The sequence below is a fragment of the Bacillus cereus group sp. MYBK195-1 genome (assembly GCF_051916605.1).
GTDB classification, from domain to species: domain Bacteria; phylum Bacillota; class Bacilli; order Bacillales; family Bacillaceae_G; genus Bacillus_A; species Bacillus_A cereus.
The window spans coordinates 1-1,614 of the sequence record NZ_JBQAGZ010000024.1 but is presented as its reverse complement, the minus strand read 5'-3'; the positions used below and the strand labels follow the sequence as shown (position 1 = coordinate 1,614).

Below are 1,614 nucleotides of genomic sequence, written 5' to 3'. Positions count from 1 at the left end.
ACGATAAGCGGATTTGCCTACTTATCAGCCTAACTGCTTGGACGTGCACAACCAATCGCACGCTTCTTCTATCCTTCTGCGTCCCTCCATTGCTCAAACGATAAAGAGGTGGTACAGGAATATCAACCTGTTGTCCATCGCCTACGCCTGTCGGCCTCGGCTTAGGTCCTGACTAACCCTGAGCGGACGAGCCTTCCTCAGGAAACCTTAGGCATTCGGTGGACGGGATTCTCACCCGTCTTTCGCTACTCATACCGGCATTCTCACTTCTAAGCACTCCACCAGTCCTTACGGTCTGACTTCACTGTCCTTAGAACGCTCCCCTACCACTGATACCATTCGGTATCAATCCGCAGCTTCGGTGGTGTATTTAGCCCCGGTACATTTTCGGCGCAGAGTCACTCGACTAGTGAGCTATTACGCACTCTTTAAATGGTGGCTGCTTCTAAGCCAACATCCTAGTTGTCTAAGCAACTCCACATCCTTTTCCACTTAATACACACTTTGGGACCTTAGCTGGCGGTCTGGGCTGTTTCCCTTTTGACTACGGATCTTATCACTCGCAGTCTGACTCCTAAGGATAAGTCATTGGCATTCGGAGTTTGACTGAATTCGGTAATCCGATGAGGACCCCTAGTCCAATCAGTGCTCTACCTCCAAGACTCTTACACTTAAGGCTAGCCCTAAAGCTATTTCGGGGAGAACCAGCTATCTCCAGGTTCGATTGGAATTTCTCCGCTACCCACACCTCATCCCCGCACTTTTCAACGTGCGTGGGTTCGGGCCTCCATTCAGTGTTACCTGAACTTCACCCTGGACATGGGTAGATCACCTGGTTTCGGGTCTACGACCACGTACTAAACGCCCTATTCAGACTCGCTTTCGCTGCGGCTCCGCCTCTTCAGCTTAACCTCGCACGGGATCGTAACTCGCCGGTTCATTCTACAAAAGGCACGCCATCACCCGTTAACGGGCTCTGACTATTTGTAGGCACACGGTTTCAGGATCTCTTTCACTCCCCTTCCGGGGTGCTTTTCACCTTTCCCTCACGGTACTGGTTCACTATCGATCACTAGGGAGTATTTAGCCTTGGGAGATGGTCCTCCCAGATTCCGACGGAATTTCACGTGTTCCGCCGTACTCAGGATACATTCAAGAGAGAACGAAGTTTCGACTACGGGGTTGTTACCCTCTACGACGGACCTTTCCAGGTCGCTTCGTCTACCTCGTTCCTTTGTAACTCCGTATAGAATGTCCTACAACCCCAAGAGGCAAGCCTCTTGGTTTGGGCTATGTTCCGTTTCGCTCGCCGCTACTCAGGAAATCGCATTTGCTTTCTCTTCCTCCAGGTACTTAGATGTTTCAGTTCCCTGGGTCTGTCTTCCTTACCCTATGTATTCAGATAAGGATACCATACCATTACGTATGGTGGGTTTCCCCATTCGGAAATCTTCGGATCAAAGCTTACTTACAGCTCCCCGAAGCATATCGGCGTTAGTCCCGTCCTTCATCGACTCCTAGTGTCAAGGCATCCACCGTGCGCCCTTTCTAACTTAACCAAACTAAAATTAAAAAATATGAGCTACACTGTTATCTAGTTTTCAAAGAACATAC

Annotated in this window: 1 rRNA gene; it reads right to left on the bottom strand. The window is 49.8% G+C overall.

Annotated elements, in window-relative coordinates:
* Positions 1-1,559 (bottom strand): 23S ribosomal RNA (locus ACTFRY_RS29645); the annotation flags it as partial.
* Positions 1,560-1,614: the final 55 nt, after the last annotated feature.